Raw genomic sequence first — 22,890 nt, 5'->3', positions numbered from 1 at the left:
CGCCTCGGAACACGCGTTACTTGACTGTGATGTTGACGGTGAATTCCTTCGGCCGGACGAAATAGTCGTTGCCTTCGCCTTCGGAGAACACGAAGGAGACCTTGTCAGTGCCGTGATAGCCAGGTGCCGGCTTATAGACGACTTGGGTGCCGTGGACCGACTTGCCTGCGCAGCGGCCGGCGGCGCTGCCTACCCTGGTCGCTGTCCATGCCGAAGTAACGCTGCCGTGCGCCGGCCCGCCCGTGACGGTGAACTTCGGCTTGGCGCCGGAATAGCAGGTATCGCCCGAATAGGTGAAATAGAAGGCAATTGTCGAAGGGCGATTGGCTGCGACGACGCGTGTCTCGGATGCGAGCACCGGCGAAGACATCGTGATGACTGCGGCAGCGGAAAGGATGACGGAAAGCATTGAGCGCATGGTTGATACCGTGTGATGAGTTGCAGAAGTCGTGCCGGCTCTCTCTGTTCGAAAGCCGGCGATATGGGGAAGCTTGTCGATCGCGTTGGTCAGACGAGCGGGGAGCGCCTCAAGGCGTGTTACTTGACCGTGATATCGATGATCCATTCCTTCGGCCGGGCGAAGTAGCCGGACGGCGCATCGTTGCTGAATATGACGGCCACCTTGTCGGGGCCACGGTAGCCCGCCTTCGGTCGATAAATGACCAGCGTGCCATGCTCCGGCATCCCGGCGCATCTCCGTCCCTTGGGCACAACGAAGGCCTTCCACGCAGTGGCAACACTTCCATGCGTCGGCTCGCTGCTGAAGTGGACGGTCGGTTTGGCGCCTGAATAGCAAGAGTCTTCGGTTGCGGCCCAGTAGAAGAAGATTGCCGAAGCGCGGTTGGCCGGCACGACGCGCGTCTCTGAGGCAAGCGCCGGCGAAGAGACCGCAATTGCAGTGGCTGCGGAGAGGATGGCTGGAAGCAAGGAACGCATAAGTGATACCGTATTACGTGTTGTGATGATCGGCGACCATATATTTGATATATGATGGAAAATCTTATGCAACCCGGTTGCGTGTAGATTCTTTACATACTTGTATTTAAGACTTTTTGCATGTATGCCGTTGGCAATGGCTGTGGGCGACCTTGCCGATGCCCCTTGCCGGACGCGCTGGCCCCGAACGGACGCTGGTGCTGACATTGACGTCTATGTGGAAGCCGCGGCTCAGGGCATAGGTCGGCCCCGGATAGATGCCGGAGCCGATCAGGTCGAATGCGATCGAATCGATGCCCTGGAAACCCTTGTTCGGCGTATAGATGATCATCGTCCCATAGGCCGGCTGGCCGGCGCATTTCCCACTATCACTCGTCATCTTCGAAGCCTGCCATTTGGCGATGACACTGCCATGGGCAGGCGCCTGCGTCAGCCTGAATTTCGGCTTGCCGCCGTAGTGGCAGCTGCTGTGGGTATAGGTGTAGTAAAAACCGATCGTCGACGTCTTGTTGGCCGGGACGGTGCGGGTCTCGGCGGACGCTTGGCCGAGTGAAGCCAGCGCAAACGCAAAACCGACCATGCCGAATTTGAGGGGACGCATGAATGAAAGCCTATCCAGATTGCGGATGCTGCACTGTTATTTGGTTGCGAACAACAACGCAACCAAAACGAAAGGCTTTCAGTCTCCGGATGTAAGTGAATGCCCTAGCGCGCACGGCCGGCAATACCCGGCGCCGGTGGCGGCCGGCCATCCAAACCGACGATCGCTTCATTCGGTGCAGATGCTGAGAGCGATCTTGCAATTGGTGGTGTATTGGCCGCATGTCGCCAGCGTCTTGGTTTCGGCAGCCGTTGTCGTCGAGTCCCAGTTCGAGCCCCAGCCGTTGTCGCCCATGGCGATCGCGGCGCAATTGTTCTTGAACGTATTGGTGAGCTTGCAGTCGGTTGCACCCTTTTCTGCGCATTTCGCCATCGCGCCCTGTTCCGCGTCGTCTTTCTCCTTGTCGTTCTTGACCCAGCCGATCTCACCAGTGGCGGGCGAATAGGCGATGGCGCCGAAGGAGTCATCCGCAAAGGCGGCCGCGGGCGCCGCGACAATAAGAAGAGCAAGTGCGATTGCCGGCATTGATCTTATTGGCATAGGATGTTCCCTCACGATCGTTGATGGTGGTTCAGCCCGCCGCCTCGCTCCTGACGATCCCCGGCCGGACAGTGCGTCCCTGAGGCTTCATAGCGGATCGTCAGCCACGGCGGGCGACCATTTCTGGGTGTATCGACACCTCCTGGATGCCGGGGCGTCATTATAGCCGCCACGCCTGCCTGCCAATTTCCACCAACCACGTCAACGCGCTGTCCACAGCCTGTTTGCCGGGAATTCTTGCTCGCTGCGGCCGGTTCGGATAGACGGGGGTCATGGGAACAAACGATATGCCGCCCTCTGGCGGAGACGACATCCAGCCGGTGGACCTGAAGACGGCGCTCGAAGAGCGCTATCTCGCCTATGCGCTATCGACCATCATGCACCGGGCGCTGCCCGATGTCCGCGACGGTTTGAAGCCGGTGCATCGCCGCATCATCCACGCAATGAGCGAAATGGGGATCCGCCCCAACACCGCCTACAAGAAATGCGCCCGCATCGTCGGCGACGTCATGGGTAAGTTCCACCCGCATGGCGACCAGGCGATTTACGACGCCCTGGCGCGCTTGGCGCAGGATTTTGCCATCCGCTATCCCGTGGTCGATGGTCAGGGCAATTTCGGCAATATCGACGGCGATAATCCGGCGGCCATGCGTTACACCGAAGCGCGCATGACCGAGGTGGCGGCGCTGCTGCTCGACGGCATCGACGAGGACGCCGTCGATTTCCGCCCGACCTATAACGAGGAAGACAGCGAGCCGATCGTCCTGCCGGGCTCATTCCCGAACCTGCTCGCCAATGGCGCCTCCGGCATCGCCGTCGGCATGGCCACCAATATCCCGCCGCATAATGTCCACGAGGTCTGTGACGCTGCACTGCATCTGATCAAGAATCCGGATGCAACGATCGAAAAACTGGTCGAATATATCCAAGGCCCAGACCTGCCGACCGGCGGCACGATCATCGAAAGCCGCGCCAGCATCATCGACGCCTATGCCACGGGCCGCGGCGGCTTTCGCGTTCGCGCCAAATGGGTGCAGGAAGACCTGGGCCGCGGCGGCTACCAGATCGTCGTCACGGAAATCCCCTATCAGGTGCAGAAGTCGCGGTTGATCGAAAAGATCGCCGAACTCCTGATCGCCCGCAGGCTGCCGCTGCTCGAGGATGTGCGCGACGAGTCGGCGGAGGATATCCGCATCGTGCTGATGCCGAAAAGCCGCACGGTCGATCCGAAGCTGTTGATGGAATCGCTCTTCCGCCTGACCGAGCTCGAAAACCGCATCTCGCTCAACATGAACGTGCTTTCCATGGGCCGCGTGCCCAGGGTGATGTCGCTCAAGGAAGTGCTGACGGAATGGCTGGCGCATCGTCGCGAGGTCCTGGTGCGCCGCTCGCGGCATCGGCTGGGTGTTATCGACCGGCGGCTCGAAATCCTCGGCGGCTATCTGATCGCTTATCTCAATATCGATGAGGTGATCCGCATCATCCGCGAGGAGGATGAGCCGAAACAAGTCATGATGGAGCGCTTCAGCCTCACCGACTTGCAGGCAGAGTCGATCCTCAACATGCGTCTGCGGTCGTTGCGCAGGCTCGAAGAATTCGAGATCAAGACCGAATTCGACAATCTCTCGTCCGAAAAGGCCGGTATTGAGGCACTGCTCGCTTCGGAAGAAAAGCAGTGGCAGACGGTTTCCTGGGAAATCGGCGAGGTGAAGAAGAAATTCGCCAAGGCCACCCCACTCGGTCGCCGCCGCACAGATTTTGCCGATGCGCCTGATACCGACAATGAGGCCATCCAGCAGGCGATGATCGAGAAGGAGCCGGTGACCATTGTCGTCTCAGAGAAGGGCTGGATTCGCGCGATGAAGGGTCATATGACCGATCACAGCGGCCTGCAGTTCAAGGAAGGCGACAGCCTCAGGATCGCCTTCAATGCACAGACGACCGACAAGGTCATCATCTTCACCACCGGCGGCAAGGCTTTCACGCTCGGCGCCGACAAGCTGCCGGGYGGCCGCGGTCATGGCGAACCGTTGCGTATCATGATCGACATGGAAAACGACCAGGACGTGCTGACCGCCTTCGTGCTCGATACGTCGCGCAAGCTGATCGTCTCGTCAGTCCAGGGCTATGGCTTCGTCGTGCCGGAAGCGGAACTCGTCGCCAACACTCGCAAGGGTAAGCAGATCCTCAACGTCGCGATGCCCGACGAGGCCAAGCTCGTCGTGCCGGTCACCGGTGATCACGTCGCCGTGGTCGGCGAAAACCGCCGGCTGGTCGTCTTCCCGCTGGTGCAGATCCCGGAAATGACCCGCGGCAAGGGTGTTCGCCTGCAGCGCTACAAGGACGGCGGTGTTTCCGACATCCGCACCTTCCGCATGGAAGACGGCCTCACCTGGGACGACAGCGCCGGCCGCACCTTCGTGCGCAAAAAGGACGAACTGGCGGAATGGCTTGGCGACCGTGCCGGCGTAGGGCGGACGGTGCCGAAGGGTTTCCCACGTTCGGGCAGGTTCGCCGGGTGATCAGAGTGGGACGGTGAAGTCGCGCAGAAAGCGCGTCGCGCCGTCCTCGTCGATTTCGCCCGCTGCGACCTCCAGCGCGAATTCGATGACATCCGTCTGGTCGGCTTCGATGAGGTAGCCGTTCAGGTATAGAAAGGTGAAGGCAGCAAGATAGCCGGTTCGCTTGTTGCCGTCCGAGAACGGATGGTTTTTGACGAAGCCATAGAGATAAGCAGCGGCGAGCGTGAATATGTCGTCTTCGCCATAGGCCGCCTTGTTGAGCGGCCGGGCAAGTGCAGACTCCAGGGCGTTCTCGTCCTTAACGCCGGCGAGCCCCCCATGTTCGGCCAACTGCTCACTGTGGATGATCTCGATGGCCTCGCGCGTCAGCCAACGGAATCCGGTCATTTCGCAAGCTCGCGCAGCGCGACACGGTATTTCGCCATGCCAATGCGCGCAGCCTTCAATTGATCGGCCAGGTCAGCATTCTGTGGGTGTAGTTCGATGGATTTTTCACCTTCGACCACATCGACGGCGTCACCTTCCTTGATACCGTAACGATCGAGCATTTCCTTGGGAAGGATGATGCCGAGAGAATTGCCAACGCGGCGAACTGTAATATTCATAGCCGTACCTCGAATGTTGTTACGGCATTATAACATATCGCCGTCCGCAATCAATGCAGCGGTATCTTGTCCCGCCGCATCGTGTGCGTCGAATGCCAGATCAGCGCCCCGAGGATGATTGCCCCGCCGATCAACGTCGGCACCGGCGGTCGATCGGCGAAAATCAGCCACACCCAGACCGGCGCCAGTACGGTTTCCAGCAGATAGAACATCCCCGTCTCCGCCGCGGAGAGAAAGCGCGGGCCGGTTGCCAGCGCCCAGAAGGCGAAAGGCGTGAGGAACAGTCCGTTGAAGATGATCCAGCCGGGCGAAACGATGTGAAAGCCGCCGGTCTGGGTCGCCAGGAACCCGCCAACGACCGCTGGCAGGATCGTTGCCACCATCGGGGTGAAGCCGAAATCCTGTTTCGCGGCGCGGCTATAGGTCAGTGCGCAGGCGATCGAGAAGGCGGAGAGCGCCGCACAGCTATCACCGAACAGATGCCCGCTTTTGAGCCCGCTGCCGACGATCAGCAGCACACCGGCCGTCATCGCCGCCATGGCGACGAAGGTCGCCATCCGCGGCCGCTCTCTCAGGAAAATCCAGGAGAGCAGGGCAGCGAACATCGGATTGAACGCCAGGATAAAGGCGACATTCGCCGTTGTCGTATTGAACACCGACAAGATGAAGGCGATGCTGCTCAGCGAATAGAAGATTGACACGATCACGCCTGCGCGGCCGGGCACCAGCACCGGTGCTTTGCCGGCAATGAGCCGCAACGCGGTCCAAAGGATAAGCGTTATGATGAGCGTGCAAATGCTGCGCACCGCCAGGATCGACCATGCCCCGCCGTCGGCGAGACGAACGACCGGGATGTCGAAGGACAGCGCCAATCCGCCGAGGAAGGTGATGAACACACCTCGGGCGTGAGGCGACAGGAAGGAGAGCGGCATGACTTATTTGCCTGCCACGCCCGGTTCGCCAGCCGGCGGCTGGTAGAGCGTCCAGCCCTGGTGCAGCAGATGCTCCTGCGGCAGGAAGCGGGTCTTGTAGGTCATCTTGCGCGAGCCCTCGACCCAGTAGCCGAGATAGACATGCGGCAGGCCCTTGGCCTTGGCGCGGCGGATATGATCGAGGATCATCCAGGTGCCGAGCGAACGGTGATCTTCTTCCGGATCGTAGAAGGAATAGACCATGGAGAGCCCGTCGGCCATCACGTCGGTCAGCGCCGTGGCGATCAGCTTGCCGGTCGGGCGTCGCTGCACGCCATCGCCTTCCTCGCGGATGCGGAATTCGATGATGCGGGTGTTGACATGCGTGTCCTCGACCATCATCGCATAGTCGAGCACCGACATGTCGGACATGCCGCCCTGCTGGTGGCGGCTGTCGAGATATTTGCGAAACAGCGTGAACTGTTCGGTCGAGGGTTCGGCGGCATATTCCCGGGCAACGAGATCGGCATTGGCGGCAAGCACGCGCTTCATCGATTTCGTCGGTTCGAACTGGTCGGCGAGGATGCGCACCGAGACGCAGGCGCGGCAGCTCTCGCAAGCCGGCCGGTAGGCGATGTTCTGCGAGCGGCGGAAACCGCCCTGTGTCAGGATATCGTTCATTTCCGGTGCGCGCTGTCCCACCAGATGCGTGAACACCTTGCGCTCGACCTGGCCCGGCAGATAGGGGCACGCCGCCGGTGCCGTCATGAAGAACTGAGGAGAGGGATGGACCTGAGTATTCATTCTCGACGCAGTATCTCGCTTCCTTCGATGCAGCCTATCAGCATGGCGAAAGAATAGAAAACGTCAACTGTCCAAAGCGGCGCGAGACGGTCTTTTCCCGCATCTGCGGCAATGAGGTGGCGCAATTCGGCCTTAGCGCCAGCCCGGCGCAAGCCACCGGCTCGCCCGTACCTGCACGGTGCCGAGCGCGATGTCGTGCAGCAGGCGCTTGCGGTTGGTAAAAAGGGCCGCGAGCAGGATGAAGGGTGTCAACACTGAATTGAGGATCCAGAAGATCACCAGATGCGCGATCGCCGTCGGAAAATCGATCCGCAAGCCGTCGTCCCGGACCATCATCACATCCATGACTCGCATGCCCAGGCTCGCCTGCGCCGACGAGGAGAGCGTCAGCCCGAAATAAAGGCCGGCTATGATGAAGAACAATACCGGATAGAGATAGAAGCCGAGCCCCAGCGTCAGCACGCCGATGAAGAATACCGCCACCGCAGCCGGGATCATCAGGAAGGCCACGATCATATAATCGATGACGAAGGCCAGCATGCGCCGGGTGAGAAGTCCGTCGAGAAGATAGTGATCGAGCGCGCGATCATCGTCATAGATATTTGCCATCTGTTCCGCCTTTCGGGACAAGCACGTGGGCCAGATGTGGGAATGCAAGGCAGGCGCCGCAAGATGCGCACGCCTGAGGCCGCTTGGACGACAACTTATGGCTCCGGCCATGTTGGTCCGGAGAAGCCTCGTTCATCGGTTTGAGGGCATTGGAATGCCTGAATGCAGGAATTCAATTCTTGCGCCGATATAGTGCAGAACTCCCTGGCATCGCGGCCGCATTTTCCCAAAACGGCATCATTATCAGCGGCGGCTGAGAATTTTCGCCACATCCATGGCGAAATAGGTGAGAATGCCGTCGCAGCCGGCGCGCTTGAAGCAGAGCAACTGTTCGAGCATGACACGCTCGCCGTCGATCCAGCCATTGGCGGCGGCGGCCTTGACCATCGTATATTCGCCCGACACCTGGTAGGCATAAACCGGCAGGCCATAGGCCTCCTTGATCCGCCAGCAGATGTCGAGATAGGGCAGTCCCGGCTTGACCATCAGCATATCAGCACCTTCCTCGACATCCATCGCCGCCTCGCGCAGCGCCTCGGTGCCGTTGGCCGGATCGATGTAGTAGGTCTTCTTGTCGCCCTTGAGCAGGCCGCTGGTCGAGATCGCCTCGCGATAGGGACCATAATGGCCGGAAGCGAATTTTGTCGCATAGGACATGATGCCGACATCCTGGTGACCGGCGGCGTCGAGCGCCCGGCGGATCACGCCGATACGGCCGTCCATCATATCCGACGGCGCGATGATGTCGGCGCCGGCATCGGCCTGCATCACCGCGGCACGGGCGATCTGGTCGACCGTCTCGTCGTTGACGATGATGCCCTCGCGCAGGATGCCATCATGGCCGTGGCTGGTGAACGGATCGAGCGCCACATCGGTGATCACGCCGATATTCGGCACCGCCTTCTTGATTGCCGCTGTCGCCTGGTTGATCAGGTTGTTCGCGTTGAGGACTTCCGAACCCGTATCGTTGCGCAGGCCCAGATCGACATTGGGAAAGGTGGCGAGCGCCGGAATACCGAGATCCGCCGCTTCTTTCGCCGCCTCCACCGCCTTGTCGACCGAAAGCCGGTTGACGCCGGGCATGGCCGGGATCGGCTCGACCACACCGGAACCCTCGGCAAGAAAGATCGGCCAGATCAGGTCGTCGACCGTCAGCCGGTTCTCCTGGATAAGCCGCCGCGACCAGTCGGCCTTGCGGTTGCGGCGCATGCGGCGATGGCCGGTGATTTCGTCAACGATATGGGTCTTGTCGGTCATGGCGGAGATCCAAGCGGGGAGGTGGCGCGTGATTAGCATGTAGATAGGCGCATTGCAAAAACCAGAATGCCGCGGGCTCTGGTTTTCATATCAGCCATCGACTAGAAAGAATGCATGACCGACTTTGCCCTGAAACCGCCAAAGCTCTTCCTGCCCGATCTGCTGATGACGCTGTTCCTCAGAGTGGTTTCACTCGGCTGCCTTTGGTATGGCCTGCAATTGTGGGGCGATCTCATCGGCTACAGTCATGGCGGCAAGCTGCGCTTCGATCTGATCGGGGTCGATATGAAGGCGGCGCATACGACGCTGGCCGTGCTTTATCCGGTGGCGGCACTGGGGCTCTGGCTGCGCGGCGCCTGGGGGCCGGTCATCTGGACGGCGGCCGCGGCGATGGAAGTCGGCATGCATGAACTGATGCGGCCCACCTTCGGCGATGACCGCATCAAGGTCATTGCGATTGCCGCAACGGCACTGGTTTACATCATTTTCAGGCTGGCGATCTTCTTCCTCAAACCCGCTCGCAACGCTGCCGCGCGCGGTTAACAAACCCTTTACATTAAGCCTCTGTTGACTCTGTCGCTTCGTTCTTTCCCCGTAACGACGCGTTAATCCTATGATTTAAGTAGAATTTTAGAGGTCCCCGCTACTTTGCTCATACAAGGCGGGATCAAAAAAACAAGAACCGCCGGCAAACAGCGAGGCAGAAAAATGAACCCGAAATTCAAAGTCCAGGCAGCACCGGTCGCCGTCGATCCGCAGGAACAGGTCATCCACAACCTCTATCTCGAATCCGTCCACCTGGTGGAGCGTTTGCATCGCCGCCTGCTCGACGTGATCAAGGACGAATTCGACCGCTCCGGCCGCGACGACATCAATGCGGTACAGGCACTGCTGCTGTTCAATATCGGCGCCTCCGAGCTGACCGCCGGCGAACTGCGTTCACGCGGTTATTATATGGGCTCGAACGTTTCCTATAACGTTAAGAAGCTGGTCGACATGGGCTTCATCAATCACTCCCGCTCGCGCATCGACCGCCGCTCGGTCCGCATCTCCTTGACCGACAAGGGCCAGTCCGTGGCCGAAACCGTCGCCAAGCTCTACCAGCGCCATGTCGGCTCGATCCACAAGGTGGGCGGCATCGGCACCGACGAATTCGGCCAAATGAACAAGCTGCTGCAGCGGTTGGACAGGTTCTGGAACGACTCTATCCTCTATCGTCTCTAAGGAACTAAGTAGCTGAAACTGCTTCATTTCCTCCAGTCATGAAGTGGCACGACGGGGCGCATGAGGGCATGAAAATGCGCTCGGATGCGCCCCGTCTCGTGCCGTTTTCGTGCCAGTAAATTCGGTCGCCAGAGGCCTCTGGCTCTGGCCAAAGCAGCCCACCGTGTCCTGCCGGAGTTCGACGCCAACCTCACCCGCCGACTGCGCCGGAATCTGAGAGGGTGCCTCTGGCACGGGCTGCCTAATTCGCGCATGGGTACAGGGTTTCAAATATTTTCTGCACCCTATCAACACCATAGACGCCATCTGTCGGCGGGTGTGCCTTTGCGTAACTACACATCGCTTCGGCTGCAGCTAGACCAGTCGTGCCATTGGGCGCGCAATACGCACCGAGGATCGCTTTCTTAAGGGTATCGTAATCTTTGTTTCGAGTTGCATCGTGGGCCGCAATCTGGGCGTCTAACACTTTGCCGAAGTCGCTCATCTTTTGAAACATAATGCCCGTCAAATACCCCTTCAACACATCTCTGTTGGCGCACATCAGGACAACGGCGTCTCGCGTTTCCGCCGATGCAGGGGAACTCATGGACAGTATCGCAATCAAAACTAGAATAGCACGCACAAATCACCCCTATGCTTCGTCGGCTTCCACACTATCTGCTCCTTCGCTTCCTTCAAGAGCCACTCCTCGAAGATGGTCGTAACCTCGTAGCTGTCACACTGCTCATATTTGAAGGGCAGCGATTCCGGCGTGCGGTGATGGCCGCACATTCCTGCCAAATCAGCTGCCATGAATCGCGCCTCGCGCTGTCAGGTTGGGCAAGTTATATTGTAGGTGCGGCTGCTCAATTGTAGGTGGATCTATGTCACACAATATTGTTGCCGTTGTCGGGCCTCTTGCCGCGCTTACAGCGATCGTCGAGGCAGCAGGCTGCCCTGAGCCCACCTTATTGCCCTTCGGGTTGGCGATTGTACCATTGGGCGATCAGCAGATTGACCGACTGACGAACCTGCAGCCCCGCCACTACCGGGAAGGCTTCCGAAGCCTGTCCTCGGCCATCGAGAAAGCCCTTGTCGCAGTGTCCAGGAACGGTCCGCAGGCTTATATCGAGACGAGCTATTTCGGTGGTGTGGGTTCGCAAGCGGCCGCGGTAATTCGTGGGCGGAGACGAGGTCTTTTGCGCGGCGCTTCTGATCTCGCGAAACCGGGCTGGCCCCGGCGACCCGATCAATGCGGCCCTACGCGTTCTTGATGTTGAAGCAGGCGAGCGTGGTGATGAGTTCGATGTCTTGGGTCTCGGCCGTTTTCGTCGTCTCGAAGACCTCAGGATCGACGAAGAGGACGACGATTAGGCGCCGGTCGCACTTTCCTAACCTCTTGAGAATTGGTTAAGCAAGATCGCAGAAATAAACCGCCTGCACGGAACTTTGACCAAATCTTGTGGCTTCATCGCTTGAACGAGCAGGCGAACCGAACATGACGGAATGGTTTGATCAGCGCTATATCTCACGCGACGAACACCAGCAAATCGTCGATTATTACCGCAAGCAGGTGGCGCGGCTCTATCATGAATTGTCCGAATTGCGCTCCGGGATGGAAGCCCAAGGCAGGAAAGACACCGTAGAGCGCGCTCTGCCGCAGCAGGCTGCCGATGGCGACAACGTTATCAGATTGGACTTCCGGCGCCGACACTAACGGCTCGGCGATATGAAGTTGCGATTGGAACGCTGACGTTCGATTTCACCTGTCGCCATCAAAAAGCGGCCCTCGCCGAGAGGGGACGAGGGCCGAGGTTCCGGCTTGGGAGGATCGCCGGGTTGGAAACCGCGCTCAAACCATCCAGCCCTGCTGAGGGTTCCCCATCCAAATGGTCTTTCAATTAATGTTCGGAACAATCGATTTTTTAAAATCGATCGCTGGCCATGATCGAATCGTCCGTTTGTGCGTTTAGGCTAGGCAAAGCCAATCCAGCCAGGGAGCCGATCATGGCCAAGACATTCGACCTATCCGACTTTTCCGAAGACGAACTGACCCGGTTGATCGACGAGGCGACCAGCCTGCGCCATACGCTACGGCAGAGCCGCGAGCGTGAATTGCCGGCGGCTGTCGATGGCTCGCGGGGACAGGACGTGCGTGACCCCGACCATGGCGTGATCCCGGTGCCGACACCGCGCGAGGTCAAGGAGGAGGGGCCGGCGCATGGCGCGGTCCGGCAGACCGGTTGATGCCACTTCCGGCAGAATCGACCGAGTCCGGCGGGAAGATGCGAGACAAAATTCGCAGGCCGGTGGAATGACTCCGCCGCCTGAAACGTCTCCACGGAAAGGCAGCTTGTCGCCTGGCGGAGATTTGAGATGCGTCTTGCAAAATTGGTGATCGCACTGTTGGCGCTGGTCTGGCTGGCCGGCTGCTCTTTCCAGTCCGATGTCATCCTGCCGACCGCCGATGCCGCCGGCGATGCGATCCCCGGCCTGCCGACCGATGCGCCGTTCAAGCTCGAAAGTTTTGACCGCGACACGCAAAAATTCCGGCTGACCGGCACGATGACGCCCGTGAAAGCCGTGGCAAGCGACCAGATGCACTACACCTTCATGTTCAACGGCGAATCCGACCAGTTGGCCATCCGGGCGCAGAAACTCGGCGATAATGCCTATGTGCTGCGCTATGCCGAGACCGGCAAGCCGGATGCCAGCGCCAGCCAGACAGCCCTGGTTTTCCTGACCGCGGACAATGGCACTTACTACGTGCTTACCAGTCTCGCAGACCAGAAACTCTATGACAAGGTGTATGCGACGGGGACGCGGCCTGAGATCATGGGCAACGACGCCAAGTTCGCCACCATCGACCAGGCAAAACAGCTCGCCGACTATTTTGTCGCCCACCGCTCCGAATTCCTGATCAACCAGGACTATATGCAAATGCGCGTTGCCCGGCCGTAGGCGCTTTACCTCGTCCGAGGATCAAGGCAATCCGGTGCTCACGCGCTCGTGAATTCCTCTCTGCACATTCCGGCCACATTATTGTGGCATGCCGGCCACAACGGGGAAGGCAATCGGGTGGGCTTGACCATTCGTCCGATCAATAAGTTGCGACGCGTTCTACGGCAGTGCACAAGGAACGCGAGACTTCCCCATTGTTAACCACGACCGTGTTAGGGYGAAGCGCGATCCACAATTTGCCGGATAGTTGGAAGGCAGTACGCATGTCGGACAAGGACAATTCTTCTTCTTTTTCCCGCCGGGCTTTTCTGCGCTCGGCGACTTTTCTGGGTGCCGCGGCCATAGCCGGCCGCGCCGCTGCGGATGATCTTTCCCTGCAGGATATCATCAATGCGCCGCGCCGTGGCAACTGGGATGACCAGTTCGACGCCAAGGCGTCGCGCACAGCCGCCGCGGTCGTTTCCAACAATCCGATCTTCGGCGTCGACGCCGCCGCCAATCTGCAGCAGGCAATCTACGATTACGAGACCATCAACGCCAATGGTGGCTGGCCCAAAGTGGTGACAAACCAGAAGCTGCAGATCGGCGTGGCCGATCCGGCCGTGGCGGCGCTGCGCAAACGGCTGATGATCTCCGGCGACCTGTCGCATTCCGCTGGCATTTCCAATTCCTTCGATTCGCTCGTCGAAGAGGCGCTACGCCGCTTCCAGGCGCGCCACGGCCTGCCCGAAGACGGCGTGCTCGGCAATTTCACCCTCGAAGCGATGAATATTCCGGCCGATATGCGCCTGGCGCAGCTGCGCACCAACCTGACGCGTGTGCAGGCGATCACCACCGATCTCGGCCAGCGCTATGTCATGGTCAATATCCCGGCCGCCTATATCGAAGCGGTGGAGAACAACCGCGTCGTGCAGCGCCATACGGCGATCGTCGGCCGTATCTCGCGCCCCACGCCAATCCTGGACTCGAAAATCTACAACGTCACGCTCAACCCCTATTGGACAGCGCCGCGCTCGATCATCGAAAAGGATATTGTGCCGCTGATGCGCAAGGATCCGACCTATCTGACGAAGAGCAAGATTCGTCTGTTCGATGCCAAGGGCAATGAAGTCGATCCCAAGACCATCGACTGGAACGCCGAAAAGGCGCCGAACCTGATGTTCCGTCAGGACCCGGGCAAGATCAATGCCATGGCGTCGACCAAGATCAACTTCCACAACCAGTTCGACACGTATATGCACGACACGCCGCAGCAGGGCCTGTTCAACAAGCTCTCGCGCTTCGAATCGTCGGGCTGCGTGCGCTGCCAGAACATCCGTGATCTGACGACCTGGATCCTGCGCGACACGCCCGGCTGGAGCCGCCAGCATATCGAGCAGGTGATCAAGACCGGCGTCAACACGCCGATCGATATCACTGAGGAAATCCCGATCTATTTCAAATATGTCACCGCCTGGTCCGCCAAGGACCATGTCGTGCAGTTCCGCGACGACATCTACCAGATGGATGGCGCCCAGGAACTGGCGCTGCAGACCGGCCTCAACCAGGAACCGGCCGTCGCCAACAACTGAGTACGGATAAGAACATGCAAAAGCCCGCCAAACTGGCGGGTTTTTGCATGTCTGCGAACACATTCTTCCTGAGCATTGATCAGGCGCGCGAGCGGCCTGTGCGGCCCTTTCGCAGCCAGGCGCGTGGCGAAAGCCGGCTCGGCTTGAGCGGCAGAGGCGGTCGCGCCGCCCGGTCGAACGACGGCAGATGGACGGCCGTCGCCACGCTTTCGATGATTTCGGCGGTTTCGAACACGGCGCGGTTTTCGGGGATGTTGTTGGCGATATTGGCCTTGTAGCGGTCGAGATCGGCAAGGATGCGTTCGGCGGCGCCGACAATCTCCTTGCGGAAGGAGCGGACGACGATGCCGACATCGTTGTCTCGCACCCATTTGACGTTCGGCAATTCCTGCGGCATCGTCGTCGCATTGCCCTCGACGATGACCGGCCGGCCGAGATGCACCGCCTCGCTGATGCTGCCGGGGCCGGGTTTGCCGATGAGGAAATCCGCAAGCCGGATATAGTCCGCGACATTGGTGATGAAGCCGAGGGGATGACAATTGGCGCGGCCCTGGAGGCTGGCAGCAAGCTTGGCATTGTGCCCGCAGAGCACGATCGTCTGGATATCGAGCTTGGAACGCTCGAACTGGGAGAGGATTGCCAGCGTCGAGCGCAGCGATCCATTGCCACCGAACATGATCAGCGCTGTCGGTTTCTTGGGATCGAGGCCGAGTGAGGCGCGCGTCAGGCCTTCCGCTGCCGGCGCGGCATAGAAGGATTCCTTCAGCAGCATGCCAGAGACACGGAAAATCTTCTCCGGTGCGTAAAAACCGGTCTCCACGGCCTGCTCGAACGCCTTCTCAGTGCCACAGACCATATACTGGTCTTGGTCCTCCATCCAGAAATGCGGCGGGCAATCCACCATGTCGGTGATCACGGTGAGATAGGGTATCGCCGTGTCGAACCGGCGCAGCGCCCGGAACATCACACTGTTGAAATTCGGGATGACCGAGACCACCAGGTCCGGCCGCGGCGTTTCAGGCCGGCGCCAGCGCGCTTCGAGCAGCATTTCGATCTGTGGCGAATAGCGGCGCACGAAGCCCTGCAGGATCGGCAGGATCGCGCCCATGCCCCGCGTCGCCCCGCGCTTCAGCGCCGTATTGTAGATATCCTGCGCCTGGATGGGCGAAAGCGCAAATCTTGGCGCCAGGAACCGCTTCAGCGATCCAGTCAGCTTCAGCGTCATCCGGTAGACGGGGTCGATCGGCTCAAGCAGCTTCTGCAGGTCGACGGGAATGATCAGCCAGTCCGGGTGCTGCACGCTCAATTGCCGCGACAGGACATTCATCGCGTTGCGGTGGCCGCCGCCGGCGTCGAAATAAAAGAGCTCGACGGTTTTGGAAGACAAGTCAGGCTCTTTCGGTGTGGCTCTCGATTCAGGTGGCGCCATCTTTGCCAGTTTCCGCCAGGTGTCAAGCTGCGGCGAAATCGCCACATGCGGCGGCGAGCGGGCTCGCCAAGAACGCCGCCGTGCCGCAGGCGTCACATTCGTCGGCGCAAATCGTCTTGCTCCTCCGCCCGTCTGCCGCTAAGACCGCTCACATTCCTGGTTCCCGGAGAGATGAGCCCATGAGCGCCACCGATACCTTCTTCACCCGCACGCTTGCCGATACCGATCCTGACATTTTTGGCGCCATCACCAAGGAACTCGGCCGCCAGCGCCATGAGATCGAGCTGATCGCCTCCGAAAACATCGTCTCCCGCGCCGTGCTCGAGGCGCAGGGCTCGATCATGACCAACAAATATGCCGAGGGCTATCCGGGCAAGCGCTATTACGGCGGCTGCCAGTTCGTCGATATCGCCGAGGAACTCGCCATCGAGCGCGCGAAAAAACTGTTCGGCGTCAATTTCGCCAATGTCCAGCCGAATTCCGGCTCGCAGATGAACCAGGCCGTGTTCCTGGCGCTGCTGCAGCCCGGCGACACGTTCATGGGGCTCGACCTCAATTCAGGTGGCCACCTGACCCATGGTTCGCCGGTCAACATGTCCGGCAAGTGGTTCAACGTCGTTTCCTACGGCGTGCGCGAGGAGGACCACCTGCTCGATATGGACGATGTCCGCAAGAAGGCCGAACAGACCAAGCCGAAGCTGATCATCGCCGGCGGCACCGCCTATTCCCGTATCTGGGATTGGAAGGCTTTCCGCGAGATCGCCGATTCCGTCGGCGCCTATCTGATGGTCGACATGGCTCACATCGCCGGCCTCGTCGCCGGTGGCCAGCATCCGTCGCCGTTCCCGCATTGCCATGTCGCCACGACGACGACGCATAAGTCGCTGCGCGGCCCGCGCGGTGGCATGATCCTCACCAATGATGAGGATTTGGCCAAGAAAATGAACTCGGCCGTGTTCCCCGGTCTGCAGGGTGGCCCGCTGATGCATGTCATCGCCGCCAAGGCCGTCGCCCTCGGCGAAGCGCTGCAGCCGGAATTCAAGGAATACGCCGCCCAGATCGTCAAGAACGCCAAGGCGCTGTCTGCCTCGCTGATCAAGAACGGTCTCGACGTCGTCTCCGGCGGCACCGACAACCACCTGATGCTGGTCGACCTGCGCAAGAAGAACGCCACCGGCAAGCGCGCCGAAACCGCGCTCGGCCGCGCCTACATCACCTGCAACAAGAACGGCATTCCCTTCGACCCGGAAAAGCCCTTCGTCACCTCCGGCGTCCGCCTCGGCGCCCCGGCCGGCACGACGCGCGGCTTCAAGGAAGCCGAGTTCACCGAGATCGGCAACCTGATCGTCGAAGTGCTGGACGGCCTGCGCGAAGCCAATTCGGATGAGGGCAATGCCGCCACGGAAGCCAAGGTGCGCGACAAGGTCGTGGCGATGACCGGCCGCTTCCCGATGTACGGCTATATGTAAGCTTGATTGGCTTTTGGGCCGATCCTTGGGACCTTCTCCAGCGATGGAGAGGGTTCTTTCTTTAGGTAGCCTTGTTGTTCGGTTGCGCTTGAGCCCCCGTGCCGCAAGTCCGCTATCGTGCCGGCACCCGCAGCAGCATTTTCGCGATCTGGTCGACCTCGAACGGCTTCTGCAGCACCGGCGCACTGCGATAGGGGTCGACCAGGCCGGCAAGGCCATATCCGCTGGCGAACATGAACGGAATGCCGCGCTCGATCAGTCGATCCGCCACGGGAAATGATTGCTTGCCCGCAAGGTTGATGTCGAGAATGGCAAAATCGAAGTCTTCCTCGCCGGCCGCCGCCAGTGCCGCGTCCAGCCGCATCGCAGGCCCGACCACCTGATGTCCGAGATCGGTGACCGCGTCTTCGATCAGCATGGCGACGAGCATCTCGTCTTCGACGACAAGTATTCTCAAAATTTATCCTCTGATCGGCGCGGCTTGTCGCTGACGGCCTCAAGCGTCGTGGTCAGGCTGAAGACCACGCCAGTGCAACGATAGTCGATCTCGGCGGTTCCTTGCAGTTCCTTCGGYAGCACATGAAGGATCAACCTGGAGCCAAAGCCTGTCCGATCTGTTGTAACGACGGTTGGGCCTCCGGTTTCCATCCAGGCAAGTTTGAAGACGTCGCCGGATCCAACCGACCAGTTTACGTCGACGACTCCCGTTGGACTGGAGAGACTTCCGTATTTTGCGGCATTGGTCGCAAGCTCATGCATTGCCAGCCCGATGGAAAGAGCGGCGTGGGGACCGACGCGCAATTTCGGACCTGAAATATGGATCGCCGCGCGCCCGGCATGCTGGAACGCCTCCAGCGAATGCTCCACCATGGTGCGCAGGTCGGCGCCATCCCAATTCTCGTTCGTCAACACATTGTGCGCGGTCGAGAGCGCCTGGATGCGTGAGGAGATCGCCTTCGATGCCTCCTCCGTGGTCTGCACGCCTCTCAACGTTTGCGAGACGATAGCCTGGATCGACGCCAGCGTGTTCTTGACGCGGTGATTGAGTTCGTTGATCAACAGTTTCTGATGGTTTTCGGCGCGGAYCCGCTCGGTCACATCGTATCCTTGCACGAAGATATGAGTCACCGTTGCCTTTTCATCGCGGATCGGCTGATAGACGAAATCGACGAAGCGCTCTTCGAGAGGACCTTCGTCGGTCCATCTCAACAGGATGCGCTCGGATGTTCTGGCAATCGCTTCACCCGTCTGGAACACCTGGTCGAGCAGCGTGACAAAACCCTGCTCGACGACTTCCGGCAACCCTTCGGCAATGGTTTTTCCGTCGACCAGGCGATTGCCGATCAGCTTACGATATTCGGGGTTCACCAGTTCGAAGCAGTGTTCCGGCCCACCGAGCACGGCCATGAAGGTCGGGGCCTGCGAAAACATGTTCTGCAGACGCTGAAACTCTTCCTTGTTGCGCCTCTCTGCCAGCACGCGTTCGGTCGTCTCGACGACGATGGCGATCACGCCTGCCGGCTTGCCGTTTTCATCAAGAACCGGGGAGTAATCGAGGTTCATCCAGACCTGCTCCGGATAGCCTTTTCTGTGCAGGGTAAGTTCCTGGTCGCGATAGGCAAGCGTGCCACCGGAGAGGCCGACTTTCATGACGTTGTCGTTGAAGTCCGCGACCTCCGCCCAGCCTTCGCGCACATTGGAACCAAGCAGCGCCGGGTGGCGATGGCCGGCGAAAACCGAATAGGCGTCGTTGTAGATCATCACGCCGGTCTCACCCCAGAGCATGACGATCGGCACGGGAGAATGAAGCAGCAGAGCGGTGGCAGTTTTGAGGGATGGCGGCCAGCTTTGCACGGGGCCGAGAGGCGTCGATGCCCAGTCGAAATTCCGGATCAGGCGGGCAACATCGCCGTTATGGCCAAGAAATCGGAAGGGATCACCGCCATGAAGATCGCCCTGCAACATGTACGTCCCCTGTTTACTCGTTACCTTGCTTGGCCGCGACGGGGACCGATGAGCAAATCATGCAGTCAAGGTGTGTTTTCCATTCTTCAAGAATGAAACTCCCCAGCACCTATAATTATTGAGACACGGATTTGTTCCGCCGAACCGAGACGCAATGCCGTGGCTGGCGACTTGGTTTTCGGGCGGATTATTTCATGCAACGAAAAGTAACATTGCAATGGCGCAGTGCAATTCAGTTGACATGCCTTTGCGCTCCGCCGCTCTCCGGCACGTTCCGGATATCCCCCGGTTTTCTAAGCTGAAGTTACATGATCTGGCCAAAAAGCATACGGCGCAATGCGCATACGGTGCGGTGAAGTTTGAGGCCAGGACCTGCCAAATTCGAGTAGAACGACAGGTGAGGGTCAGACATCGCTCGCGCCGACATAGATCTCGGCAAGGCGTTCGAAGCCCGCTTGGTCCGCGGTGTCGAACCGGCCCGGCAAGGGGCTGTCGAGATCGAGTACACCGATGACCCGGCCATTAGCGATCAGCGGCACGACGAGCTCAGAGCGGGAATTGGCGTCACAGGCGATATGGCCCGGAAAAGCATGGACATCCGGGACCAGCATCGTCCTTTTCTCCGCCACCGAGCTGCCGCAGACGCCTTTGCCAACCGCGATGCGGACGCAGGCTACCTTACCCTGGAACGGGCCAAGCACCAGTTCCTGCGGCGTTTTCAGGAAATAGAAACCTGCCCAGTTGAGATCCGGAGCCTGATCGAACACAAGCGCCGAAAGATTAGCCGCATTGGCAATCGGATCGCGCTCGCCTTCGAGTACGGCTGCCAGTTGTTGGGCAAGTTCAGCGTAGAACGTCGTCTTGTCGGATGAGTTGATGGCGGCAACACTATGCATGTCGGAAAAGCGTCCTCTGCGCTGGCATTCAAAATCTGACAACAGGGCTCAGATATCGTAACTATGCCCCGCATTCAGCGAGGCAATGAATCTTTTCGTTCGCTCCCGCTCCGGCGACTGGAAGATCGCCTTTGGCGGACCGCTTTCGACAACCAAACCGCCGTCGAGGAACAGGACCTGCTCGGCCACGCGAGACGCGAGCCGCAGGTCATGCGTCGCCATGATCATCGTCGTGCCTTCACGGGCAAGCCGGCTTAGCACCTCGACAACTTCCTCTGCGAGTTCGGGATCAAGCGCCGAGGTCGGCTCGTCGCAAAGCAGCACGCGTGGCGATGGCGCCAATGCCCGGGCGATGGCGACGCGTTGTTGCTGGCCGCCCGAAAGCGTGGCCGGCCAGGCATCGGCCTTGTGGGCCATGCCGACTTTCTGCAGCAGTTCGAGCGCATGCGCTCGGGCTTTCGCTTTCGGCCATTTCAGCACTGTCACCAACCCTTCCATGACATTCTCGATAGCGGTCTGGTGCGGAAAGAGCTGAAAACTCTGAAACACCATGCCCGTCTGCCGGCGCAGGTGCTGGATCGCATCCCAGCCGACCTTTTTGCCCGGCTGGAAGTGGATGTTTTCCTCGCCCAACCGGATGTCGCCCGAGGTCGGTATTTCCAGGAGGTTGATGCAGCGCAGCAGCGTGCTCTTGCCGCCGCCCGAGGGGCCGACAAGCGCCGTCACCGTGCCTTCTGAGATCCGGACGCTGATATCCTTCAAGACGATATTGTCGCCGAAGCGCTTTTCGATATGGGAGAGCTCGATCATGTCCGCGCCTCCAGGAAGCCGCCATAGCGGGCGAAGCGGCGCTCGAGCCGCACCTGCAGCGCTGAAAGCACCGAACTCATGGCAAGATAGATCAGCGCCGCTTCGATATAGAGGATAAGAGGCTCATAGGTAGTGGCGACGATGCGTTGCGCCGTCTGGAACAGTTCCGGCACCGTGATGGCGGCGGCGAGCGACGTATCCTTGACCAGCGAAATGAAGGTGTTGGAGAGCGGCGGCACCGCGACGCGGGTCGCTTGCGGCAGGATGGTGCGGCGCATGGCCTGGCTCCAGCTCATGCCGATGGAATAGGCCGCTTCCCATTGCCCGCGCGGGACCGAGGAAATCACGGCGCGGATGATTTCGGACGTATAGGCGCCGATATTGAGCGTGAAGCCGATCAGCGCCGCGGGGAAGGCGTCGAGGAGGATGCCGAGGCTCGGCAGGCCGTAGAAGATGACGAAGAGCTGCACGAGCAACGGCGTGCCGCGGATCACCCAGACGTAGAACCGGACGATGACGACCAGCGGTTTGGGCCCGAATAGCCGAACCACAGCCACGACCAGCCCGAGCGTCAGCCCCAGCGCGAAGGACAAGAGCGTCAGCGGTATGGTGAAGATCAGCCCTGCCCAGAGCAGAGGCTGGAGCGAATCCAGCATGAGTTGAAGCCAGGAAGGCAAATCGGACCCCTTGAACGAAAATCCGCTCCGGCACCCGGAGCGGATCGAACTATAGTGCCTTGTGTCGAACGGTGAAATCGCCGGAAATTATTTCGAAACGTCCGCGCCGAAATACTTCTTCGAGATTGCGTCATAGGTGCCGTCGGCCTTGATGTCCGCCAGGGCCTTGTTGACCGCCGCCAGTAGCTCCGGCTCGCCCTTGCGGATGATCACGCCGGAATAGTCGGCATTGGCTTCCTGTGCCACGATCTTCACCGGCGCATCCGGCTTGTGCTTCTTGAAGTCGAGAAAGGACAGGCTGTCATTGATGGTGGCGTCGGCGCGGCCGGTCAGCACCAGTTGGATCGACTGGTCGAAGCCGTCCGTGCCGACGAGCTCGGCGCCGGAGGATTCGGCCAGCTTGCCGAAATTGCTGGTCAGCGACTGCGCCGACTTCTTGCCCTTGAGATCGGCGAAGGTCTTGATGCCATCATTGTCGCTCTTGACGATCAGCACCGCCTTCGAGGCGATATAGGGCTCGGAGAAGTCATACTTCTTCTTGCGTGCGTCGGTAATGCCGACCTCGTTGATGACGGTGTCATAGCGCTTGGCATCGAGGCCCGCGATCAGGCCATCCCACTTGCCTTCGACGAATTCCGCCTTGACGCCGATCTTTTTGGCAATCGCCTGGGCAATCTCGACATCGAAACCAACCAGTGCGCCGGAGGCATCATGATAGGTGAAGGGTGCATAGGTGCCCTCGGTGCCGACCTTGAGAGTGCCGGCCGACTTGATGTCTTCAAGGTTGGAGCCTGCAAGTGCGGCACCAGCCGAAACGATCTGGGCGAGAGCCGCGGCGGCGAGGAGAGTCTTGATCCATTTCATGATGTTTTTCCAATTCTGTGATCTGCTTGGGAGCAATGGGACAATCGCACAGGGCGCCTCTGCCGGAAGCGAACAGAACTTTAAATTCGAGACAAAACCGCGAAGGTTTTCCGCGGTTCCGCGATCGCGACGAAAATTTTGACCACTTATAAGGCGATAGCTCATATTTTAGGCGGCGAACCAAGCCGCCAATGCGACTAAAACGGTGCTCGGAACCTGTTGGCAGTCTCTCTTCCTGGTTTTCAGAGGGACCTTTGCTC

26 protein-coding genes are annotated in these 22,890 nt (G+C 59.8%); 8 read left to right on the top strand and 18 right to left on the bottom strand.

The features are described 5' to 3' along the window. Positions 1-16 precede the first annotated feature (16 nt). From AC1DYF_RS32075 to AC1DYF_RS32060, 4 genes are all read right to left on the bottom strand, one after another. The gene (locus tag AC1DYF_RS32075) at positions 17-418 is read right to left on the bottom strand and encodes a hypothetical protein (protein ID WP_477881847.1); all 402 of its coding nucleotides are present in this window, start codon (positions 416-418) and stop codon (positions 17-19) included. A 119-nt stretch (positions 419-537) separates the two neighbouring features. Next, the gene (locus AC1DYF_RS32070; protein ID WP_477881846.1) at positions 538-936 is read right to left on the bottom strand and encodes a hypothetical protein; all 399 of its coding nucleotides are present in this window, start codon (positions 934-936) and stop codon (positions 538-540) included. Positions 937-1,042: 106 nt separating this feature from the next. Further along, positions 1,043-1,537: a hypothetical protein gene (locus AC1DYF_RS32065; RefSeq protein ID WP_477881845.1), complete on the bottom strand. Its 495-nt coding sequence runs from the start codon at positions 1,535-1,537 to the stop codon at positions 1,043-1,045. 168 nt (positions 1,538-1,705) lie between these two features. Then, positions 1,706-2,077, bottom strand: a complete 372-nt coding sequence (locus tag AC1DYF_RS32060; protein ID WP_477881844.1) for a DUF4189 domain-containing protein — start codon at positions 2,075-2,077, stop codon at positions 1,706-1,708. A gap of 272 nt (positions 2,078-2,349) precedes the next feature. Here AC1DYF_RS32060 and parC point away from each other — a divergent pair, with 272 nt between their 5' ends. Beyond that, complete coding sequence (gene parC / locus AC1DYF_RS32055; protein ID WP_477881843.1) at positions 2,350-4,599, top strand: DNA topoisomerase IV subunit A; 2,250 nt, start codon at positions 2,350-2,352, stop codon at positions 4,597-4,599. Here parC and AC1DYF_RS32050 read toward each other — a convergent pair whose 3' ends face one another. The 6 genes from AC1DYF_RS32050 to hemB all read right to left on the bottom strand — a co-directional run bounded on the left by AC1DYF_RS32050 (position 4,600) and on the right by hemB (position 8,785). Then, on the bottom strand, positions 4,600-4,986 hold the full coding sequence (locus tag AC1DYF_RS32050) for a type II toxin-antitoxin system death-on-curing family toxin (protein ID WP_477881842.1): 387 nt from the start codon (positions 4,984-4,986) through the stop codon (positions 4,600-4,602). After that, positions 4,983-5,204, bottom strand: a complete 222-nt coding sequence (locus AC1DYF_RS32045; protein ID WP_477881841.1) for an AbrB/MazE/SpoVT family DNA-binding domain-containing protein — start codon at positions 5,202-5,204, stop codon at positions 4,983-4,985. Before AC1DYF_RS32045 ends, AC1DYF_RS32050 begins: the two co-directional genes overlap by 4 nt. A gap of 50 nt (positions 5,205-5,254) precedes the next feature. Then, the gene (locus tag AC1DYF_RS32040; protein ID WP_477881840.1) at positions 5,255-6,136 is read right to left on the bottom strand and encodes a DMT family transporter; all 882 of its coding nucleotides are present in this window, start codon (positions 6,134-6,136) and stop codon (positions 5,255-5,257) included. A gap of 3 nt (positions 6,137-6,139) precedes the next feature. After that, on the bottom strand, positions 6,140-6,919 hold the full coding sequence (locus AC1DYF_RS32035; RefSeq protein WP_477881839.1) for an arginyltransferase: 780 nt from the start codon (positions 6,917-6,919) through the stop codon (positions 6,140-6,142). Positions 6,920-7,051: 132 nt separating this feature from the next. Then, positions 7,052-7,528, bottom strand: a complete 477-nt coding sequence (locus tag AC1DYF_RS32030; RefSeq protein ID WP_477881837.1) for an RDD family protein — start codon at positions 7,526-7,528, stop codon at positions 7,052-7,054. Positions 7,529-7,771: 243 nt separating this feature from the next. Further along, complete coding sequence (gene hemB / locus AC1DYF_RS32025) at positions 7,772-8,785, bottom strand: porphobilinogen synthase (protein ID WP_477881836.1); 1,014 nt, start codon at positions 8,783-8,785, stop codon at positions 7,772-7,774. A gap of 114 nt (positions 8,786-8,899) precedes the next feature. Between hemB and AC1DYF_RS32020 the strand changes: the two genes are divergently transcribed. Next, a complete protein-coding gene (locus tag AC1DYF_RS32020) occupies positions 8,900-9,328 on the top strand; it encodes a DUF6163 family protein (RefSeq protein ID WP_477881835.1) in 429 nt (142 codons plus the stop codon). A gap of 165 nt (positions 9,329-9,493) precedes the next feature. Further along, positions 9,494-10,009, top strand: a complete 516-nt coding sequence (ldtR, locus tag AC1DYF_RS32015; RefSeq protein ID WP_477881834.1) for a transcriptional regulator LdtR — start codon at positions 9,494-9,496, stop codon at positions 10,007-10,009. Between the two features lie 241 nt (positions 10,010-10,250). Here ldtR and AC1DYF_RS32010 read toward each other — a convergent pair whose 3' ends face one another. Beyond that, positions 10,251-10,595, bottom strand: coding sequence for a hypothetical protein (locus AC1DYF_RS32010; RefSeq protein ID WP_477881833.1), 345 nt, complete (start codon positions 10,593-10,595; stop codon positions 10,251-10,253). 891 nt (positions 10,596-11,486) lie between these two features. On the opposite strand from AC1DYF_RS32010, the gene AC1DYF_RS32005 reads away from it, so the two are divergent. The 4 genes from AC1DYF_RS32005 to AC1DYF_RS31990 all read left to right on the top strand — a co-directional run bounded on the left by AC1DYF_RS32005 (position 11,487) and on the right by AC1DYF_RS31990 (position 14,520). Beyond that, positions 11,487-11,705, top strand: a complete 219-nt coding sequence (locus AC1DYF_RS32005) for a hypothetical protein (protein WP_477881832.1) — start codon at positions 11,487-11,489, stop codon at positions 11,703-11,705. 290 nt (positions 11,706-11,995) lie between these two features. Then, positions 11,996-12,235, top strand: coding sequence for a hypothetical protein (locus AC1DYF_RS32000; protein WP_477881831.1), 240 nt, complete (start codon positions 11,996-11,998; stop codon positions 12,233-12,235). A 129-nt stretch (positions 12,236-12,364) separates the two neighbouring features. Continuing rightward, the gene (locus AC1DYF_RS31995; protein WP_477881830.1) at positions 12,365-12,949 is read left to right on the top strand and encodes a hypothetical protein; all 585 of its coding nucleotides are present in this window, start codon (positions 12,365-12,367) and stop codon (positions 12,947-12,949) included. 263 nt (positions 12,950-13,212) lie between these two features. After that, positions 13,213-14,520 (top strand): L,D-transpeptidase family protein, encoded by a 1,308-nt coding sequence (locus AC1DYF_RS31990; RefSeq protein WP_477881828.1) that lies wholly within the window; start codon positions 13,213-13,215, stop codon positions 14,518-14,520. Positions 14,521-14,599: 79 nt separating this feature from the next. Here the strand turns inward: AC1DYF_RS31990 and AC1DYF_RS31985 are convergent, their stop codons facing one another. Beyond that, positions 14,600-15,907 (bottom strand): glycosyltransferase, encoded by a 1,308-nt coding sequence (locus AC1DYF_RS31985; protein WP_477881826.1) that lies wholly within the window; start codon positions 15,905-15,907, stop codon positions 14,600-14,602. 221 nt (positions 15,908-16,128) lie between these two features. Between AC1DYF_RS31985 and glyA the strand changes: the two genes are divergently transcribed. Then, entirely contained in the window at positions 16,129-17,418 is a 1,290-nt protein-coding gene (gene glyA, locus AC1DYF_RS31980; RefSeq protein WP_477881825.1) for a serine hydroxymethyltransferase, read from the top strand. Between the two features lie 112 nt (positions 17,419-17,530). On the opposite strand, the gene AC1DYF_RS31975 is transcribed toward glyA, so the two are convergent. The 6 genes from AC1DYF_RS31975 to AC1DYF_RS31950 form a co-directional block, all read right to left on the bottom strand. Beyond that, complete coding sequence (locus AC1DYF_RS31975) at positions 17,531-17,875, bottom strand: response regulator (RefSeq protein WP_477881824.1); 345 nt, start codon at positions 17,873-17,875, stop codon at positions 17,531-17,533. Next, the gene (locus tag AC1DYF_RS31970; protein WP_477881822.1) at positions 17,872-19,383 is read right to left on the bottom strand and encodes a sensor histidine kinase; all 1,512 of its coding nucleotides are present in this window, start codon (positions 19,381-19,383) and stop codon (positions 17,872-17,874) included. Before AC1DYF_RS31970 ends, AC1DYF_RS31975 begins: the two co-directional genes overlap by 4 nt. Positions 19,384-19,787: 404 nt before the next feature. Further along, positions 19,788-20,279, bottom strand: a complete 492-nt coding sequence (locus AC1DYF_RS31965; protein ID WP_477881821.1) for a GAF domain-containing protein — start codon at positions 20,277-20,279, stop codon at positions 19,788-19,790. Positions 20,280-20,327: 48 nt separating this feature from the next. Further along, positions 20,328-21,089 (bottom strand): amino acid ABC transporter ATP-binding protein, encoded by a 762-nt coding sequence (locus tag AC1DYF_RS31960; RefSeq protein WP_477881820.1) that lies wholly within the window; start codon positions 21,087-21,089, stop codon positions 20,328-20,330. Further along, complete coding sequence (locus AC1DYF_RS31955) at positions 21,086-21,766, bottom strand: amino acid ABC transporter permease (RefSeq protein WP_477881819.1); 681 nt, start codon at positions 21,764-21,766, stop codon at positions 21,086-21,088. The genes AC1DYF_RS31960 and AC1DYF_RS31955 overlap by 4 nt, the downstream gene beginning before the upstream one ends. 87 nt (positions 21,767-21,853) lie before the next feature. Then, complete coding sequence (locus AC1DYF_RS31950) at positions 21,854-22,630, bottom strand: amino acid ABC transporter substrate-binding protein (protein ID WP_477881818.1); 777 nt, start codon at positions 22,628-22,630, stop codon at positions 21,854-21,856. Positions 22,631-22,890: the final 260 nt, after the last annotated feature.

It is taken from the genome of Rhizobium sp. P2_G9 (assembly GCF_056403475.1).
This window is presented reverse-complemented; position numbering and strand designations above follow the sequence as displayed.

Coding starts and splice junctions, on each gene's coding strand:
- AC1DYF_RS32075 (WP_477881847.1), bottom strand. CDS start 418: ATGCGCTCAATGCTTTCCGTCATCCTTTCCGCTGCCGCAGTCATCACG.
- AC1DYF_RS32070 (WP_477881846.1), bottom strand. CDS start 936: ATGCGTTCCTTGCTTCCAGCCATCCTCTCCGCAGCCACTGCAATTGCG.
- AC1DYF_RS32065 (WP_477881845.1), bottom strand. CDS start 1,537: ATGCGTCCCCTCAAATTCGGCATGGTCGGTTTTGCGTTTGCGCTGGCT.
- AC1DYF_RS32060 (WP_477881844.1), bottom strand. CDS start 2,077: ATGCCAATAAGATCAATGCCGGCAATCGCACTTGCTCTTCTTATTGTC.
- AC1DYF_RS32050 (WP_477881842.1), bottom strand. CDS start 4,986: ATGACCGGATTCCGTTGGCTGACGCGCGAGGCCATCGAGATCATCCAC.
- AC1DYF_RS32045 (WP_477881841.1), bottom strand. CDS start 5,204: ATGAATATTACAGTTCGCCGCGTTGGCAATTCTCTCGGCATCATCCTT.
- AC1DYF_RS32040 (WP_477881840.1), bottom strand. CDS start 6,136: ATGCCGCTCTCCTTCCTGTCGCCTCACGCCCGAGGTGTGTTCATCACC.
- AC1DYF_RS32035 (WP_477881839.1), bottom strand. CDS start 6,919: ATGAATACTCAGGTCCATCCCTCTCCTCAGTTCTTCATGACGGCACCG.
- AC1DYF_RS32030 (WP_477881837.1), bottom strand. CDS start 7,528: ATGGCAAATATCTATGACGATGATCGCGCGCTCGATCACTATCTTCTC.
- hemB (WP_477881836.1), bottom strand. CDS start 8,785: ATGACCGACAAGACCCATATCGTTGACGAAATCACCGGCCATCGCCGC.
- AC1DYF_RS32020 (WP_477881835.1), top strand. CDS start 8,900: ATGACCGACTTTGCCCTGAAACCGCCAAAGCTCTTCCTGCCCGATCTG.
- ldtR (WP_477881834.1), top strand. CDS start 9,494: ATGAACCCGAAATTCAAAGTCCAGGCAGCACCGGTCGCCGTCGATCCG.
- AC1DYF_RS32010 (WP_477881833.1), bottom strand. CDS start 10,595: ATGAGTTCCCCTGCATCGGCGGAAACGCGAGACGCCGTTGTCCTGATG.
- AC1DYF_RS32005 (WP_477881832.1), top strand. CDS start 11,487: ATGACGGAATGGTTTGATCAGCGCTATATCTCACGCGACGAACACCAG.
- AC1DYF_RS32000 (WP_477881831.1), top strand. CDS start 11,996: ATGGCCAAGACATTCGACCTATCCGACTTTTCCGAAGACGAACTGACC.
- AC1DYF_RS31995 (WP_477881830.1), top strand. CDS start 12,365: ATGCGTCTTGCAAAATTGGTGATCGCACTGTTGGCGCTGGTCTGGCTG.
- AC1DYF_RS31990 (WP_477881828.1), top strand. CDS start 13,213: ATGTCGGACAAGGACAATTCTTCTTCTTTTTCCCGCCGGGCTTTTCTG.
- glyA (WP_477881825.1), top strand. CDS start 16,129: ATGAGCGCCACCGATACCTTCTTCACCCGCACGCTTGCCGATACCGAT.
- AC1DYF_RS31965 (WP_477881821.1), bottom strand. CDS start 20,279: ATGCATAGTGTTGCCGCCATCAACTCATCCGACAAGACGACGTTCTAC.
- AC1DYF_RS31960 (WP_477881820.1), bottom strand. CDS start 21,089: ATGATCGAGCTCTCCCATATCGAAAAGCGCTTCGGCGACAATATCGTC.
- AC1DYF_RS31950 (WP_477881818.1), bottom strand. CDS start 22,630: ATGAAATGGATCAAGACTCTCCTCGCCGCCGCGGCTCTCGCCCAGATC.